Here is a 16,101-nt window from a genome sequence, read left to right on the forward strand (position 1 = left end):
TACGTTCAACCGGCCAGGACATCAGTTCGCGTGATCGATCCACGCAAGCATCGCGCATGCTTTGCTTCGGTGCCTCACTTGATCGGCGCCATCAGATGCTCGTACGGCGTGTCGGCCCACATCACGTACGGGACGGCCGTATCCGGATCCGCGCTTTTCGGGTAGTTCGCATAGAACGCCGGGTCCGCGCCGACGATCATGAAATGCGGCCCGGTCTTGATCCAGTGATTGCCGCTGTCCGGCTTTTGCGCGTACGGGTCCGTGTTGCTCGCGTCCGTGCCGCCGGCCAACATGTACATCATGCCGAGCTTGCCGGGCGGTGGCGTTTTTTTCGTCATGTACGCGTTGATCCACTCCATCGCGTTCTGGTCCATGCACATCGGGTCCGGCCCCGGTGTCTCCGGGTTGTCCGGCATGCAGGTGAATGCGTTCGTGCCTTTGCGCAACGTACGCATCGTGCCATCCGCGCCCATCGCCACGATCGTCGCGTCCTTCGCGATGCGTGCCGGTGCCGCGCGCATCGCGCTCGCGATCATCTGTGCATCGCTCGATGCGGGATGCCCCGCCGCCAGTGCTCCGCCGCCGACGGCGAGCAGGACAGCGGCGACGATGGCCCGGTTTCTCCATTCCTGTTGTTTTCGGCCTGTGGTTTGCATGACAACCTCCTCACGGTGACGTGACGGTCGTTCCGGTCTCCCCGCGGGAAGTTTGTGCCGCCGCCGTGGCGCGGTCAATCGGCGCGATGACCGGTCGGGCGGCGGCTGTCGGGAGGCATGCGCGCCGGCCAGGGCGGCCGGCCGGCGTGGATCAGTTCGTGCTTGCGGCGGCCGGGCAATCGGGCTGGCGGCCGGCATGGAATGCGGCGACATCCGCATCGCTCGCCGGTTTGCCGGCGTCGCCGCCGTCGAACGCGACGCGCCAGGCGCCGTCGCCGGCGCGGCGCCACACCGTCGCGAACCGGCCGGTCACGTAACGCGGCTTCGCACCCGGCGCCGGATTCTCGAACAGGTACGCGCCGCTGGAATACGCGAGCGTGCCGTCGCCCGACGCCACGACCTGCTGCGGGTACCAGTCCACCCGCTGCGTCTTGCCCGCGATGAACGCAGCCCAGTGCTGCCGCACCGCGGCCAGTCCGCGCGTCGGCTGCGGCGTGTTCGCGTCGAAGATCGCGTCCGCCATGACGTGCTCGGCGAAGGCCGCCGCGTCATGCCGCTGCACGCTCTGCGCGAACGACAACTCGCGCTGCCAGACCTCGCACGCGGCCTTGTCCGCGGCGGGCGGCGGCGTGGCCGCGAACGCGGCGGGCGCGCAGGCGATCCATAACGGCAACAGCAGCAACCCGGTTCGGCGTGACATGGCGTTCTCCTCGTTCGTGGCGCGGTGCCGCAGCATCCCGCGGACGCCGTCGGGTTGCCAGTGCCGGATCAACGCCGCCCGGTCATGCTCGACAACACGCCGTCGCGGCGGATCAGGCCGTGGTACAGCGCCGCGCCCATGTGCGCCAGGAACGTCAGGAACAGCAGCATCGCGAACCCGGTATGCAGGTGGCGCAGCACCGCGAACGCGACCGGGCTGGTCGGGAAGATCGGCGGCAGTCGCAGCGACGCGCCGAGCATCACCGGATAGCCGCCGGCCGACAGCATCGCCCAGCCGATCAACGGCATCGCCAGCATCAGGAAATACAGCAGCCAGTGCGACGCCAGTGCCGCCAGTTTCTGCAGCACGGGCAGGTCCGCCGGCAACGGCGGTGGCGGATGGCGCAGGCGCACCGCCAGCCGTACCACCGCCAGAATCAGGATCGCGATGCCGAGCGGCTTGTGGATCGCGAGCAGCCATTCGTGTCGTGCGGAGACGGACGCGACCATGCCGACGCCGATGAACAGCATCGCCAGGATCATGGCGGCCATCAGCCAGTGCAGCACGCGCGCGGCGAGCGTGAACGTGTTCGTGGCGGCCTTCATCGTTTCGTCTCCGCCGAAGGCGCGGCGCTGCCGGGCAGGTGGGCTTCCTCGCTGGTGCGGCGCAGGTACGAGTCCGCATACGCGGCCGAGCGCGCGGGCAGCAGCGGGTCGTCGGACGCGGCGATGCCAGCCGGCAATATCAGCGGGTCGTAGTTGATGTCGCGGCAGGGGCCGCTGTCCTGCGGTTCGGTACGTTCCAGCACCAGCGTGCCGGCGTCGATCGTGCGGCGGTCGTCCGGCCATGTCTTCGTCGCGTCGTTCGTCGGGTCGCCCGGGTTCGCGAGCGTCACCTGCAAGTGCCAGCGCAGCGGTCCCTGCGTCAGGCGTTCGGCCAGATCCGCCGCCAGATAGTCCGCGCCGCCGGTGCTGCCGGCATCGCCGTCAGTCGCTTCCGGCGTCATGCGCCAGCGCACCGGCTGACGCTTGCCGCTCGCGTCGACGAACACGAACGCGTTGAGGCTCCAGTAGCTTTCGGTCGCGAAGCTGGCGGACGGTTTCGCCGTCTTCGCCCAAGCGCGGAACGCGGCCGTTTCCGGATGCGCGGCGAAGAACGCGGCCAGCTTCGTCGGGTCCGGCTTGCCGGTGGCCGGGTCCGGCCGCTGCGCTTGCAGTTGCGCGAAGAACGCCTGCGGCGTCGCGACCGGGAACACCGGCATGCTGTTCATGCCGGTGCGCCACTGCTGTCCGTTCGCCAGTGCGAAGCGCAACGCCATGCTGCGGATCGGCACGCTGGAGTCCGGCGCGTACGGGTTGCTGCCGGGGATCGCGAAGCGGCCGACCACCGGCGTGCGCCCGGGCGCGAACACCTGCGCCGTGGAGTACGCCTGGGCCCGGCCGTTGCTGTCGAAATAACCCGTCACGCAGACGCCTTTCGCGTGATTGCGGCGGTAGCCGGCGAACGTACCGGCGTTGTCCTGGAACTGGTCGATCAACTTGTCCGGGGTGAGCCGCTGCGGCGCCAGCCAGCCGCCGACATAGCCGAAGGCAACCGCGGCAACACCGACCGCGGCGGCGATCAGCGCCCACGCGCCGATCCGGCGTGCGGGTGAATCCGGTGGAACGGGATCGTACATGCTCGACTCCTGGCCGCTCGGGCCACGTGTGATGGGGTCCACGGCACCAGGTTTCGTGCCTTGCCAGTCAGGTCTTCGCTGCGCGGCGGCACTTCGTTACATGTGGCGTGCCGGTTTGGTTCGATGCCTGGGTGTGGCTCCGTGCGCCCGCATTCGAGTGCGGTGCCGGCTGACCTATACTCGGCGGTCTGACTCACCGGAGCCCTTCGTGATGACCGCACCCACCCGCATCGACACCACCCGCACCATCCGCGCGCCGCGCGGCAGCGAGCTTTCCTGCAAGAGCTGGCTCAGCGAGGCGCCGTTCCGCATGCTGCAGAACAACCTCGATCCGGACGTGGCGGAGAACCCGGCCGAGCTGGTGGTGTACGGCGGCATCGGGCGGGCGGCGCGCAACTGGGAGTGCTTCGACGCGATCCTGCTTGCGCTGCGCGAACTGAACGACGACGAGACCCTGCTGGTGCAGTCCGGCAAGCCGGTCGGCGTGTTCCGCACGCATGTCGACGCGCCGCGCGTGCTGATTGCGAACTCCAACCTGGTGCCGCACTGGGCCACCTGGGAGCACTTCAACGAGCTTGATAAGAAGGGCCTGATGATGTACGGCCAGATGACCGCCGGCTCGTGGATCTACATCGGCTCGCAGGGCATCATCCAGGGCACCTACGAAACCTTCGTCGAGATGGGCCGCCAGCACTACGGCGGCAACCTCAAAGGCAAGTGGCTGCTCACCGCCGGCCTCGGCGGCATGGGCGCCGCGCAGCCGCTGGCCGCCTCGCTGGCCGGCATGTGCAGCCTCAACATCGAATGCCAGCAGAGCCGCATCGACTTCCGCCTGAAGACCCGCTACGTCGACGAGCAGGCCAGCAACCTCGACGACGCGCTGGCGCGCATCGAGAAATACACGAAAGCCGGCGAAGCGAAATCCATCGCGCTGCTCGGCAACGCCGCCGACGTGCTGCCGGAACTCGTGCGCCGCGGCGTGCGCCCCGACGCCGTCACCGACCAGACCAGCGCGCACGATCCGGTCAACGGCTACCTGCCGCAGGGCTGGACGCTGGAACAGTGGTTCGAGCGCCGCAAGGCCGACCCGGTCGGCACCGCGCGCGCCGCCAAGCTGTCGATGAAAACCCACGTGGAAGCGATGCTCGCGTTCCACGCGCAAGGCATCCCCACCTTCGACTACGGCAACAACATCCGCCAGATGGCGCAGGACGTCGGCTGCGAAAACGCGTTCGCGTTCCCCGGCTTCGTGCCCGCCTACGTGCGCCCGCTGTTCTGCCGCGGCATCGGCCCGTTCCGCTGGGTCGCACTGTCCGGCGACCCGGAAGACATCTACAAGACCGACCAGAAAGTGAAGGAGCTGATCCCCGACGACGCCCACCTGCACCACTGGCTCGACATGGCCAAGGAGCGCATCAGCTTCCAGGGTTTGCCGGCGCGGATCTGTTGGGTGGGGCTGGGGTTGCGCGACAAGCTGGGGCTGGCGTTCAACGAGATGGTGCGCAATGGGGAGTTGAAGGCGCCGGTGGTGATCGGGCGCGATCACCTCGACTCCGGCAGCGTTGCTTCACCGAACCGCGAAACCGAAGCGATGAAGGATGGTAGCGATGCGGTGTCCGACTGGCCGCTGCTCAATGCGATGTTGAATGTGGCCGGTGGCGCGACGTGGGTTTCGTTGCATCATGGGGGTGGGGTGGGGATGGGGTATTCGCAGCACAGCGGCATCGTGATCGTCTGCGACGGCACGACCGAGGCGGACAAGCGGATCGCGCGGGTGCTGTGGAATGATCCGGGGACTGGCGTCATGCGGCATGCGGATGCGGGGTATGAGATTGCGGTGGAGTGTGCGAGGGAGCAGGGGTTGAAGTTGCCGATGATTTGATGCTCATGTGCACCATTTCTGATACGAGTTTACGAGAGCAGGTTCACACTCCCGTCAACATTGTGCTTACGTCCGCTAAGGTGTCTACTCCCATAACATATGGAATATTTGTGCTTAAACAGGTGGGAGCATGCTTAAGAAATTACTTCGCGGAGTAGAGGCTCGTGCACCATGGTTGGCGGTTGGTCGCCCATTGTTGCTGCGCGCTGGCTTTGACATAAAGCAAGGGTACGAAAAAACAATAATAGGTGCCCTCGGAGAAAAAAATGATCCAGCTAGAGAGCTCCGCCTCAGGTCGTCATTGGTTGAACATTTGGTGGCTGGCGAGAAATACGTAAGGGTCTTTAAAATTAAATCATCCGAGCGTGCAGCCTTAGAAAGCTGGATGCAGTCTAAGCGCGCTAAGTCAAATGCATTGACCGACGCATTTCCCGGCATAGCAGGCAATCAGATACTTAAGAATGCTCTGGGTACACTTAATTCGGTTGGCTACGAAGTATTTCAAAACGGAATGGCGGCCATCTACACAGGTGCGCGGGCATACTTAGAGCGTGTTGATGTTCCCAAGTCGCAACTGAAGTCGGGAGCTTCCGAATACGAAAAATTATTTGGTATCCGTCAAACTTTGGTCCAAACGTATGAGGCGATTTGGCTGCCGAAATCTATGGGTGTAGCTTGTGTTTGTACTGATTTTCCGCTGACGGCCCCTAAGGGATTTTCTACCATTTCACAAGAGGCGCTTAAAGGAGAGTTGCAAAAGCAACTGCATAGAATTCCGAATCCACTAAATCTGTGGAAGGCAATAGATGGTATTTACAACGCCCCAGGTGGACGTGCTGTTGACTATGGTTTCACGAACAATGAGGATTCTGTGAAGCACCACAAGGGTCGTTCTGGGACTAAATGCCTCCGAGATGATATCTACGACAAAGCTGGTGCGGCGGCGGCTGGTGATGATTTATCCTTTTTTAAACTGGCTATGCGCTGGAAAAGAAAGCGGAAGGATCTCGATGACGAAGTAACTGATCCAGAGTTGCTTCTGCCTGGTCAAGCCTCCTTCCTTCACGCAGCCAATGCCACGCTGGATCATGCAATAGTTCGCAATTGCTACGATACAGACGATCTAAATTTTGTACTTGATAAGATTTTGGCTCACGTTTAGTTATGACCTCAATCGAGCACATTCGAGACGTTACTCGAGAACTTGCCGATAAGGATGCAAGAGATGTCTGTGCCACCATCATTGATGAAGTTGCTTCAAGAATAGTTAGCAAACGCCTTGGCTTATGGACCTACCAAACGTTTTCAAGGTGGACTAAAAAGTCACCAACAGACGACGTACTTAATATGTGTGTCCAACTCCTTGTTGGACGGGAAGATGCAAGGCTCCTTGAAATGCACTTTATGTACTTTGATCCTTCTGATCCCGATTCTCCGGGAGTCCAGATTGGTGATGAAGATGTGCGCTCGGCAATGATGTCGGGTGTATTGGTGGACCCGCAAACTGGTCGCGAGGTTGAAGGTTTTTCAGAGGCGCTTGTTCCTTATTTCTCACCATCTAAGGATCTTGTGTCGTAATGGACGTTACTTTGGCAGATATTCAGAGATTCGCTAATGCTGGTTCAGTCGCCGATCAAATGCGGTTTAGCACATTTATGTGGAAGTTTCACAAAGTGCCTTACCAAGAGTGGGCGGAGCAAGTAGAAGGAGCCATTAGATTCACCATCGGAAATATGGCTACGAGAAGGAACCGGTTGGCGGGGCTTAGTGAAGATGCGTTGACCGAATTTGTAACGATTTCCTTGAGTGGTATGGGGTTGCAGGCTAAGAGTGCTACGGTCAATGGAAATTGTGACGTTGTCATTAGCCATGCCGATTATATTTGGATTGGGGAAGCGAAAATATTTAAGGGTGTCGCAGTGGTGTGGGGTGGCTATTTACAGCTGACAAATCGTTATTCCACAGGCCTGCGAGAGCATAACCGTGGTGGAATGTTGTTGTATTGCTACAAGGGTACAGCTGATGGCTTGCTTGAAGAATGGAAAGCTGCACTGACGGTAGACCGTCCTGCATCAGCTGCAAGTGCGCAGGTCGATTTAATGTTCACTTCGCAGGAAACGTGCCATTCGAGTGGTCTGCCTTTGCACATTAAGCACTTCGCTGTTCCGCTTTTTCATGCGCCTGATGAGTCTGTTAAGTTGTCCCGCCATGCGTTGGCCGCCGCCAAAATACAGGCCAAGGCTGGGTGACTTAGAGCCTGAAGATGATCAACACAAAGAAGCCACCTCAACCCGATCCCGTTTCTGACGACGAAAGCCGACTGCCTCGGCTGACCGTTGGGAAAGGTTCGTCACAGCAAAACGTGCATGATCGCGAGGTTCATTGGCTCGCGGACTAGGTTGGGAAGCATGCAGATCATATGTTTGCAACTTTGGGTCCCTCGATCCTAAACAGTTGGCCAAGAGAACTGAAAGGCCGATCTTTGTGCGCGAGCTCCGCGGTCCATTGAACAAATCGACGTCCAGATCCTTGGGCGTCATGTTCTCGGTCACACAATCCATCCATCCGGAAAGCACGATAGTCGGGATCATAACCTTCTAGATCGCATCCAATGATTACGAGCCCACCTTCAGTGAGTGCTAGCGTGGTGCTGCGATGATCGACGAGGACGGGTGTAGTTCCTTCGTCGATGGATGGAAACCAGGTAAACGGCGCGATGATAGAGGGACATTTGCGCATGCCATTAGGTAGTTTGATTAGCTGCCCTGCGCGTTCGCCCGTGAGCATGAGCAGGTCTTGTTGACCCTCTTCATATCCAACGAGCATTGACCAGCTTTCCCGGAACTGCAGAATACTTCCTAGTGGGAGATCCTTGGGACGCAGCTCACCAAATGCTTGTGCGGGAATTTTTATCACGAATTTCTCCGGCATCTAGAGGATGGTCAAGCAACGAGAGCCTTCTACTGCCCCCGCTGCCGGCGAAGCAAAACGGTCAAATCCTCGGAGATCCGCGATAGGTCCGTGCGAAGTGCTGCCCTAACCCGATGCGCAGGGCTGAGATGGACATGAGTGGTGGTGCTGTTGGAGCCCATTCCCATGTTTCCACTTGTTGGATTGGCATCATCTTCCGCCCGCGTGCGCCAGCCGAGATAGTCCCCGCCTACGATTTGTGCCGCGATAGCGATATGTGTCAGGCATGACGACGGGTCGATCTTTTCAAGTGTCCAAGCCGCGAATTTCAGCGCTCTGACTACTGCAGCGGTTACATCTTCTTCGACGAGCGCAATGATCATGCTGCGGCGATTAGGCCGTTCCAGTTTTTGCGACACTACGACATCACCGAAACCGGTGAGCGACACCCACTCGCTACTTCCGTAGCGATCGCCATGGATGATTCGAAGCGTGTCGCCATCCATTACGGCCGCTGTTCCCACCGCCGGATCGAAGAGTGCTTGCGGGCCATCTAGTGCGCCTAAGCGCCACGACCTGTGAAGCTCCGTATCTTCCATCTCCGATGGACGCAGGAGTGATTGGGCTGGCCCTCCGGCCACGGAAACTTCCAAAATCGCACTGCTACGATTGGAGCCCGCTTGCGAAAGATTGCCTAGAGCACGTGCGAGAAGTTCCGTAGGGTCCAATGGTGCCACGGCATTGGCCATGTCCCATTGATGTAGAGCTCCTATGAGAACCTCCTGCAGTTCCGCTGGCGACGTGAAATTTTTCGTCATGTGGCCGGCTTCCCACGCTTGCACCTCTTCGAGAAAGGCTGCTTGGAGCGGCTCACGGTCCACGCCTTGCTGGATCAGCACGACGGTATTCTTTGTCCCTCGCGCTGCCCGATATTCTTCGTGCGTTGCCGACAACCCAGCTGCCTGCGGGTAGCCGTAACGGCTGCCCACTATCAAGACGACAAGGTCTGCAGTTCGCAGTGCGCCCAAGCAAGCCGCCTGGGGCGTCAGCGGGCTGGCCGGGAAGTTTTCCGCCAGCACCGGCTCGTGGCCAAGCAACCTGATTGCTTTTTCGGCGGCCGCTCGTTCGGCTTCATATCCTGAAATTACTGAGCTTATAAATATCTTCATTTCATATCCGGCATGACCTGAGGCTTGATGCTCATCTTTCAATATCGTCTGAGTATATGTTCATAGCCCTGCCATTCCACGTCCAGTGGTAAAGGGCGCCCGTCGGGCGTGGGGATCTTCTGTCCGGCGCGGGCAAAACAAGGGGTGAGTACATTTTCTTGGTGTCAAAGCTTTGAGTGTCCACTCTGCCCCATGCGCTATCTCAGTCCGTGAGACTCCCCGTCTGGATGATTGGCTCAATCGCCACCACAAGGAGCTAACGTGTCCTACGTCGATCGAATGTGCATTAGGCTTTTCTCGCCGTGCCTGGCCGTTCTCGCCGTTGCGGGCTTGATTGCCTGGCTCTTCGCGAGGTTAGGCTCGCTGCCGATGTTCGGGCAAGCTTTTGGGTCAGGTCTTCCGTTCCTTGTTTGGGGTGCGGGGCTGCTGCTCATGGGTGCAGTCGCAGCAGTCCAGGGCTACCGCATGTGGCGCTGGATGCAGGGCAGGGCGTCGGCATGTTTCGTGTGCACGTGCATGCTTGGTGCAGAGCGTGAGGGCCGCTGGGGCATCTATCGGAAGTGCTTAGGTTGTGGAAAGAATCATTCGGCAAGTAACGCTGCGCGATAGCGTACGGGTAAATTGGGAATCAATCGGAGAAGTGCTACATGCTACCCATACATATCGCCTCAACGAAGGTCGTCGAGCTTTCCACGCTCAAACCCGGCCAATTCTTCTTTCAAAAGTCGGGTGGTCAGTTCCAGCTCGCGGTTTACCTCGTCAGTGACGAAGCATATTGCTGCTGGCTAAATCTCATGGGGTCTGATGCTTTCACCTTGGCAAGGTTTCCCGCGCACAATAGGAAGAGAGTGCTCCATCTCGGAATATCACCCGATACTGTCCGGCTCCGCATCCAAGGAGCAAGCCCGCCCGAAGAATATAGCGATCACCAAATGGGGCAATTGGTTTTTGACTCAGACCTGGGCGCGTGCATCGCAGTTCAATGGCCTGATATGGACCCACAGCACTACAAGCACCTCGTTTCCGTTGACTCTTGGGAGAGGGGTCAATTGGCGACGCCGAGTGGCGGTGTAATCAATAGCTGGGCGCTAAGCGTTGTCGATGAGGCGGGTCAGTGGGTCGATTTGGTATCTCGATAGATTTCCGAATACAAGGTCAGAGTGCACTACTTTGAGGTTGAAGCATTCTGACCCGATTTCGTCGTGCGGCTCCACGTCAGCCAACCTCTACACCACAACCTTCCTCACACCGACAGCCACCGGCTACCACCTCTGGCATCGTTCCGGCGCCCCCACTCCCGGCAATGCGCCGCAGGGTGTCGCGGGCGCTATCGGCCGCCTGTCCACGCAACGGAGCTTGCGCGGAACGCAGGCGGCCTAACCAACCGATACGGAGATCGTGATGTCACAGAACCTGATTTCGCTGGCCTTGACGGCCGAGCAACTCACCGCCGTCGAAGGCGCGCTGGCCACGCTGGAACAGAACCTCGGCGGGCTGATTGCCCTGCAGCCGGCGCAGCGCCGGTCGCTGACCAAGATGGGCGACAAGTCGGAAGTGTTCTGCCGGCAGACGCTGAAGCTGCTGCAGCAGAACCCGCAGGTGGTGCCGCCCAGCCTCGACGTGGCCGAGGCGGCGGCGGATCTGGTCGCGTTCGACCAGATCGGCAGCTTCCTGCTGCGCCTGACCCGGCTCAGCGAACGCGCCGAGGATACCTCGACCGCGCTGGGCAGCGACCTGATGAGCTTCGCGCTGGAGGGTTACGGCCTGCTGCGGGTCAGCGGCCAGAACCAGGGCCTGGAAGACCTGCGCCGCGACCTCGGCGCCCGCTTCGCCCGCCGTGCGGCACACGCCACGCCCGAGCCGGCGCCCGCCACGCTCGGATGATCCAGCTCCACACGTAACAGGGTGACCACGCGGCCCGGTGCCTGAGGCGAGCCGCCTCACGCACCGGGCCTTTTTGTGCCCGCGCCGCGCCACCCACCGCCCGCGAGCGCCGGATCGGCACGCCGGCCAGTCTTCCCGCCCCGCCGCCCAGCCCACTCGCCCGGCCCGCCGGGCTTTTTGCTCGACCGTCCGGGCTTTTTTCCCGGCCCGCGGAGCTATTTGCTCGGCCGCCCGGGCTTTTTTCTCCACCCGCCGAGCTATTTACTCGGGCTCCCGAGCTTTTTGCCCGGCGCGCCGAGTACCCGAACCCGGCACGCCGGGCTATTTGCTCGACCCGCCGAGCCTTTTTCCCGGGCCGCCGAGCTATTTGCTCGGCCGTTCGAGCTTTTTTCCCGACCCGTCGGGCACCTGAACTCGGCCCGCCGAGCTATTTGCCCGAACCGCCGGGGTTCTTGCTCGACCTGCCGGGCCTTCTCCCCATGCACGAAAAGGTGTCAGGGACAATTTCGGGGCGCCAACGGGAGTCGTCAAATTGTCCCTGGCACCATTCTTCGACACCATTCTTCCGGGTTCCCGGCCCCTTTGTTCACCCCCTTTCAAACTGACCCAGGGTGGCTTTTGCTACCTATCGCATGGACGCTATAGCATCGGAGGTAAACGCGTGGCGTAAGCACCGCGTCCGACACTACAGGGGAGACAAAATGAACAGGACGATCACGATTGCTGTGGCGTTGGGGTTGCTGCTGGGTGCTGGAATGGCGGGCGCGTCGATCGCGCCGGCCGGGGTGGGGCGCGCGCAACCGTCCGCCGAGGTCAGCGAGGCGACGCTTCAACTCAAGCAGGCCTTCTCCGATGTGGGCAACGGCGACAACAAAAAGGCCGCGCCCGAGCTGGATAAGGTCATCGCCGCCCCGAGCTTCGACCAGTTGCCGGCCGAGCTGCGCTTTCAGACGTTGTACGTGGCGGCTGTCATCGCGCTCCAGGACAAGCAGTACGCCAAGGCGCATCGGCTTGCGATCAGGGCCACCGGCTTCGACCAGGCCACCGGCGCCGCATGGACGGTCCGGCTGTTCGCCGCGTTGTATACCAGCGACAACCCTGATGCCGGGCGTTGCGTGGAGGCCATCGCAAAGCAATGGCCGGACCAGCTGGATAACGTGCGCCCGCAGGGCATAGCACAGATCCACTTTGCGCTGCGCGTCGCGCATGAAGACGATGTCGACCGCGCCATGCTCAAAGCACTGTTCGATGCGAACTGGCAGGCCGGATACAGCGACTACGATATCCTTTGGCGCGACTTGGCACTGCTGCAGATCGAGCACAACGAAGGCAAGCACGCCGCCACGGTCGCCCAGCGCATCCGCAACGCCCACGTGGCCTTGAGCATGCGCATCGACAAGCGCTTCGACCCGATTACCCGTGGCCAGCCGCAGGCTTTTGATGTTGACCACCTGCTCGAAGCGCAGATCCAGACGGCGCGGGCGCAGGTCAAGGCTCATCCCGACCAGCTCAGGTCCGTGCAGCGTCTGCAGGATCTGCTGATCGAGAAGGGACGGAATGCCGAGGTCCTTTCGATCAGTGACGCAGCCGTGGCACATGCCGAACGCGGCGACGGCGAAAAGACCTATACCGACTTCAGCGAAGCCTACAACTGGGTATTGAACCAGCGTTCGCTCGCGCTCGCGCACGAGGGCCGCTGGGACGATGCCGTGCGGGAAATGACGCGTGCCGCGAGACGTCCCGAGAATGGCGGTTTGAACGTCAGCCAGTCGATCAACCTCGCAGGCTTGTTTACCGATCTGGACCAGCCCGACAAGGCTGCTGCCGCCATCGTCGAGCCGGGGGAGATGTCGCCGAACGGCCACATGCAGCTGGAATACGTCAGGTTGCAGATCGCCATCGAGAAGAACGACGCCGGCTCCATTGCCAGGCACATGGCTTATCTGCAGGAACACCGTACCGATGACATCGCCACATGGCAGCGCGCCCTGCTGAAGCACGGCGATCTCGATGCAGCTGCAGCGCTACTGATCCAGCGCTTGCAGGCCCCAGACTGGCGTAGCGGTGCATTGGTCGAGATGCAGCACTATGCCCACAGCGAACAGACACCGACCATGAAGACGATGGACCAGCGCTGGAACGCCGTGACCTCACGTCCCGACGTCCAGGCCACTCTGGCGAAGGTCGGTCGGGTCGAGCGTTTCGACATCATCGCGCCGGCCTATTGAGCGCCTGACAAAAAACAGGCGGCGGAGACACTTTTTTGTCCTTGAGGAGTCGACTCTGCTCCCAGCCTCCGTGAAAAGGTGTCAGGGACAATTCCATAACGTGCTAGGGATTGCCGAAATAAAGGGGGCGCGGCCAATTAAAGTCGGGCGACTTGACCGAGCCGGCAGGTGACTGACGAAATTTAATTTGCCACGCCCCCTTTGCTCGCGAACACGGATCACGACGACCGGTGCTACCGTTCCGCCATGGCCAAACCCATCGCGGTGATCAAGTTCAAGGCGAAGCTGTCGCGCCCCGCGACGCCCAAGGGCGCGGCGTGGACCTTCGTAGTGCTGCCCGTGGTCGCGAGCGCGAAGCTGCCGACGCGGAGCATGGTCACCGTCGAGGGCAGCTTTGAAGACCAGCCTTTCCAGGCCACGCTGGAGCCGGACGGCCAGGGCAGTCACTGGCTCAAGATCGACAAGGCCTTGCGCGAGGCCGCCGGCGTCGCCGTGGGCGATAGCGTCGCGCTGGAGATCGCGCCGGTGGGAAAGGAGCCCGAACCCAAGGTGCCCGCCGATCTGCGCAAGGCACTGGCGTCCAACGCGGACGCCAAGGCGACATGGGCCGACATCACGCCGTTGGCGCGACGCGACTGGATTCACTGGATCACCTCCGGCAAGAAGGCCGAGACGCGCGGCAAGCGCATCGCCACTGCTTGCGACAAGCTCGCGTGCGGCAAGCGCAATGCCTGCTGTTTCGATCGCTCCGGGATGTACAGCAAGGGCAGCATGGGCGCGCCCGAAGCGGCGGAGTAGGGCAAACAGGGGCAAGTTCACCTGGCAGCCGCCGCGAATTTTTGGACGGCCAAAAATAAAAAAGGAAGCGCCTTGCGCTTCCCACCATCAATTTATAAAGCACAGGGGGGCTTGCGGCAAGGCCCGGTGCGGGATGCAGCATCGCCGGCCTGCCGCCATGGCAGGACACCGGAATGACGCAATGACGGATACGCAGACGTACTACCACGGCACCAAGGCCGACCTGAAAGTGGGTGACCTGATCGTGCCTGGTCATGCCTCCAACTTCGGCAAGCGCAAGCAGGCGTTGTTCGTTTACCTGACCGCGACACTGGACGCCGCCACCTGGGGCGCCGAGCTGGCCGTGGCGGCAGGGCGAGGGCGGATCTACATCGTGGAGCCCACCGGGCCCATCGAAGACGACCCCAACCTGACGGACAAGAAATTCCCCGGCAACATCACCCGGTCCTATCGCTCCAGGCATCCCTTCCGCGTCGTCGGCGAGGTGACGCACTGGCAGGGGCATTCGCCCGAGCGGCTCAAGCAGATGCGCGATCGCATCGAAGAGCTCAGGCGGCAAGGCGTCGAGGCCATCGAGGACTGAGCGAAAAGGTTCATGTCAGGGACAATTTTTGGGCGGCAGCTGGAGTCGTCAAATTGTCCCTGACACGAATGGCACTTACTTAAGCGCAAAGCTCCGGTTTCCGTCATTCCCGCGAAAGCGGGAATCCAGTGACTTCAGACTGCCAGAGGCGCTGGATCCCCGCTTTCGCTGGGATGACGAGCTTAAGTAAGTGCCATTCGTCCCTGACACCATTCTTTTCCCATTCCTGGAATTGTCGATTTCCGGCCCGGCCGCTCGTCGCATGAGCACCAACCCCCGAAAAGGATAGCCGCCATGCCCCGCATGATTTTCGTCAACCTGCCCGTCGCCAACCTTCCGGCGTCAGTGGCTTTCTACCAGGCCCTGGGTTTCCAGAAGAACCCGCAGTTCAGCGACGACACCGCCGCCTGCATGGTGTGGAGCGAGGCGATCTATGTGATGTTGCTTACGCACGACAAGTGGCGCACGTTCACCGACCGCCCCATTCCGCCGCCGACCTCAAGCGAGGTCTCGCTCGCGCTCGCGCTGGACAGCCGTGAGGCCGTCGATGCCATGATCGAGGCGGCTGCGGCCAACGGCGGCACCGCGGACGTCAATCCCGTGCAGGAACTGGACTTCATGTATGCCCGCGACCTTACCGATCCGGATGGACACATCTGGGGGCCGCTGTGGATGGACATGGCCGCCATGCCCGCCGGTTAGCTGCTCGTCGCACGACGTCGCGGCGGGTCGGCACGCCGATCGAGCTCGACCTGAGCACGCTCGATCCGCCGGGCCACAACCAGGGCGTCGTGCGTTTCGCCAAGTCGGATTTCTGATCGGGGCGAATTGGCGTGGGGTTTCAGCCCGCAGTTGGCACCTTGCCGGTGAACACCGCCAATTGAGCGGCGAAGGCGCGCTTGAACGCAGGTCGCGCTTCGCCGCGGGCGACATAGGCGGCGAGGCTCGGGTATTCGTCCAGCAGGCCCGATGGCTTCAGCCGGAGCAGCGCGTGCACCATCATGAGGTCGCCCGCGCTGAATGCGCCATCGAGCCAGTCGGCATCGCCGAGGCGGTGGGAAAGTTCGCCCAGCCGCTTGCGGATGCGATCCTTCACGAGCGGCAGGCGCTCCCCGGACCAGGGCTTGTCGCCCTCCAGGAACTTGGCGGTCTGGAGATCGAGGATCGGCGCCTCCACCGTGTTGAGCGCGGCAAACATCCATGTGATCGCGCGCGCCCGGGCATTGGTATCTTTCGGCAGCAGGCCTGCATGGCGCTCCGCGATGTGGAACACGATGGCGCCCGACTCGAACAGGGCGAGGTCGCCTTCCTCATAGGTAGGGATCTGCCCGAAGGGATGCAGCGCCCGATGCGCGGGTTCCTTCATCGCGCTGAACGACACCAGGCGAACCTCGTAAGGCTGGCCTACTTCTTCGAGCGCCCAGCGAACGCGCATGTCGCGCGCGAGTCCCTGGCCGCGATCGGGCGAATTTTCAAAGGCGGTGATGGTGGGGATCATGGGAAGGCTCCAGGAAAAAATTGGGGGCTGCAGGACTCAGGGTCCAATTTCGAGTAAGCGACTCTGGCCCTTGCTTGGCTACGAGACCTCGAATTCCGTTCTTTGCTCGTCATTC

Annotated in this window: 16 protein-coding genes; 9 read left to right on the forward strand and 7 right to left on the reverse strand. The window is 61.5% G+C overall.

The window, feature by feature from the left end; all coding sequences use genetic code 11:
• Positions 1-74: 74 nt before the first annotated feature.
• From ASG75_RS02090 to ASG75_RS02105, 4 genes are all read right to left on the reverse strand, one after another.
• On the reverse strand, positions 75-854 hold the full coding sequence (locus tag ASG75_RS02090) for a hypothetical protein (protein ID WP_235580131.1): 780 nt from the start codon (positions 852-854) through the stop codon (positions 75-77).
• On the reverse strand, positions 808-1,356 hold the full coding sequence (locus ASG75_RS02095) for a nuclear transport factor 2 family protein (RefSeq protein ID WP_056386950.1): 549 nt from the start codon (positions 1,354-1,356) through the stop codon (positions 808-810). The genes ASG75_RS02090 and ASG75_RS02095 overlap by 47 nt, the downstream gene beginning before the upstream one ends.
• A gap of 68 nt (positions 1,357-1,424) precedes the next feature.
• Positions 1,425-1,961: a cytochrome b/b6 domain-containing protein gene (locus ASG75_RS02100; protein ID WP_056385266.1), complete on the reverse strand. Its 537-nt coding sequence runs from the start codon at positions 1,959-1,961 to the stop codon at positions 1,425-1,427.
• Positions 1,958-3,034 (reverse strand): catalase family peroxidase, encoded by a 1,077-nt coding sequence (locus ASG75_RS02105; protein WP_056385269.1) that lies wholly within the window; start codon positions 3,032-3,034, stop codon positions 1,958-1,960. Before ASG75_RS02105 ends, ASG75_RS02100 begins: the two co-directional genes overlap by 4 nt.
• Positions 3,035-3,245: 211 nt before the next feature.
• Between ASG75_RS02105 and hutU the strand changes: the two genes are divergently transcribed.
• From hutU to ASG75_RS16155, 4 genes are all read left to right on the forward strand, one after another.
• Complete coding sequence (gene hutU, locus ASG75_RS02110; protein WP_056385270.1) at positions 3,246-4,916, forward strand: urocanate hydratase; 1,671 nt, start codon at positions 3,246-3,248, stop codon at positions 4,914-4,916.
• A 130-nt stretch (positions 4,917-5,046) separates the two neighbouring features.
• Positions 5,047-6,078, forward strand: a complete 1,032-nt coding sequence (locus tag ASG75_RS16145; RefSeq protein ID WP_157616872.1) for a hypothetical protein — start codon at positions 5,047-5,049, stop codon at positions 6,076-6,078.
• Between the two features lie 2 nt (positions 6,079-6,080).
• Positions 6,081-6,494: a hypothetical protein gene (locus ASG75_RS16150; RefSeq protein ID WP_157616873.1), complete on the forward strand. Its 414-nt coding sequence runs from the start codon at positions 6,081-6,083 to the stop codon at positions 6,492-6,494.
• On the forward strand, positions 6,494-7,165 hold the full coding sequence (locus ASG75_RS16155) for a hypothetical protein (protein ID WP_157616874.1): 672 nt from the start codon (positions 6,494-6,496) through the stop codon (positions 7,163-7,165). The genes ASG75_RS16150 and ASG75_RS16155 overlap by 1 nt, the downstream gene beginning before the upstream one ends.
• Before the next feature lie 166 nt (positions 7,166-7,331).
• Here ASG75_RS16155 and ASG75_RS16160 read toward each other — a convergent pair whose 3' ends face one another.
• Both ASG75_RS16160 and ASG75_RS15845 read right to left on the reverse strand, forming a co-directional pair.
• On the reverse strand, positions 7,332-7,847 hold the full coding sequence (locus tag ASG75_RS16160) for a hypothetical protein (protein WP_157616875.1): 516 nt from the start codon (positions 7,845-7,847) through the stop codon (positions 7,332-7,334).
• Between the two features lie 29 nt (positions 7,848-7,876).
• The gene (locus ASG75_RS15845) at positions 7,877-8,995 is read right to left on the reverse strand and encodes a DUF4062 domain-containing protein (protein ID WP_082547469.1); all 1,119 of its coding nucleotides are present in this window, start codon (positions 8,993-8,995) and stop codon (positions 7,877-7,879) included.
• A gap of 1,401 nt (positions 8,996-10,396) precedes the next feature.
• Between ASG75_RS15845 and ASG75_RS02115 the strand changes: the two genes are divergently transcribed.
• The 5 genes from ASG75_RS02115 (at position 10,397) to ASG75_RS02135 (ending at position 15,190) form a co-directional block, all read left to right on the forward strand.
• Positions 10,397-10,879, forward strand: coding sequence for a hypothetical protein (locus ASG75_RS02115; RefSeq protein WP_056385272.1), 483 nt, complete (start codon positions 10,397-10,399; stop codon positions 10,877-10,879).
• A gap of 701 nt (positions 10,880-11,580) precedes the next feature.
• On the forward strand, positions 11,581-13,107 hold the full coding sequence (locus tag ASG75_RS02120) for a hypothetical protein (RefSeq protein ID WP_157616876.1): 1,527 nt from the start codon (positions 11,581-11,583) through the stop codon (positions 13,105-13,107).
• Positions 13,108-13,353: 246 nt separating this feature from the next.
• The gene (locus ASG75_RS02125) at positions 13,354-13,905 is read left to right on the forward strand and encodes a YdeI/OmpD-associated family protein (RefSeq protein ID WP_056386952.1); all 552 of its coding nucleotides are present in this window, start codon (positions 13,354-13,356) and stop codon (positions 13,903-13,905) included.
• 181 nt (positions 13,906-14,086) lie between these two features.
• Positions 14,087-14,488 carry an NAD(+)--rifampin ADP-ribosyltransferase gene (gene arr / locus ASG75_RS02130; RefSeq protein ID WP_082547470.1) on the forward strand — a complete coding sequence of 134 codons (402 nt, stop codon included), beginning with the start codon at positions 14,087-14,089 and terminating at the stop codon, positions 14,486-14,488.
• Positions 14,489-14,782: 294 nt separating this feature from the next.
• On the forward strand, positions 14,783-15,190 hold the full coding sequence (locus ASG75_RS02135; protein ID WP_056385278.1) for a VOC family protein: 408 nt from the start codon (positions 14,783-14,785) through the stop codon (positions 15,188-15,190).
• A gap of 139 nt (positions 15,191-15,329) precedes the next feature.
• Here the strand turns inward: ASG75_RS02135 and ASG75_RS02140 are convergent, their stop codons facing one another.
• Positions 15,330-15,986 (reverse strand): glutathione S-transferase family protein, encoded by a 657-nt coding sequence (locus tag ASG75_RS02140; RefSeq protein WP_056385279.1) that lies wholly within the window; start codon positions 15,984-15,986, stop codon positions 15,330-15,332.
• Between the last annotated feature and the right edge of the window lie 115 nt (positions 15,987-16,101).

Origin of the sequence: Rhodanobacter sp. Soil772 (assembly GCF_001428385.1) — a bacterium.
Classification (GTDB): Bacteria; Pseudomonadota; Gammaproteobacteria; order Xanthomonadales; family Rhodanobacteraceae; genus Rhodanobacter.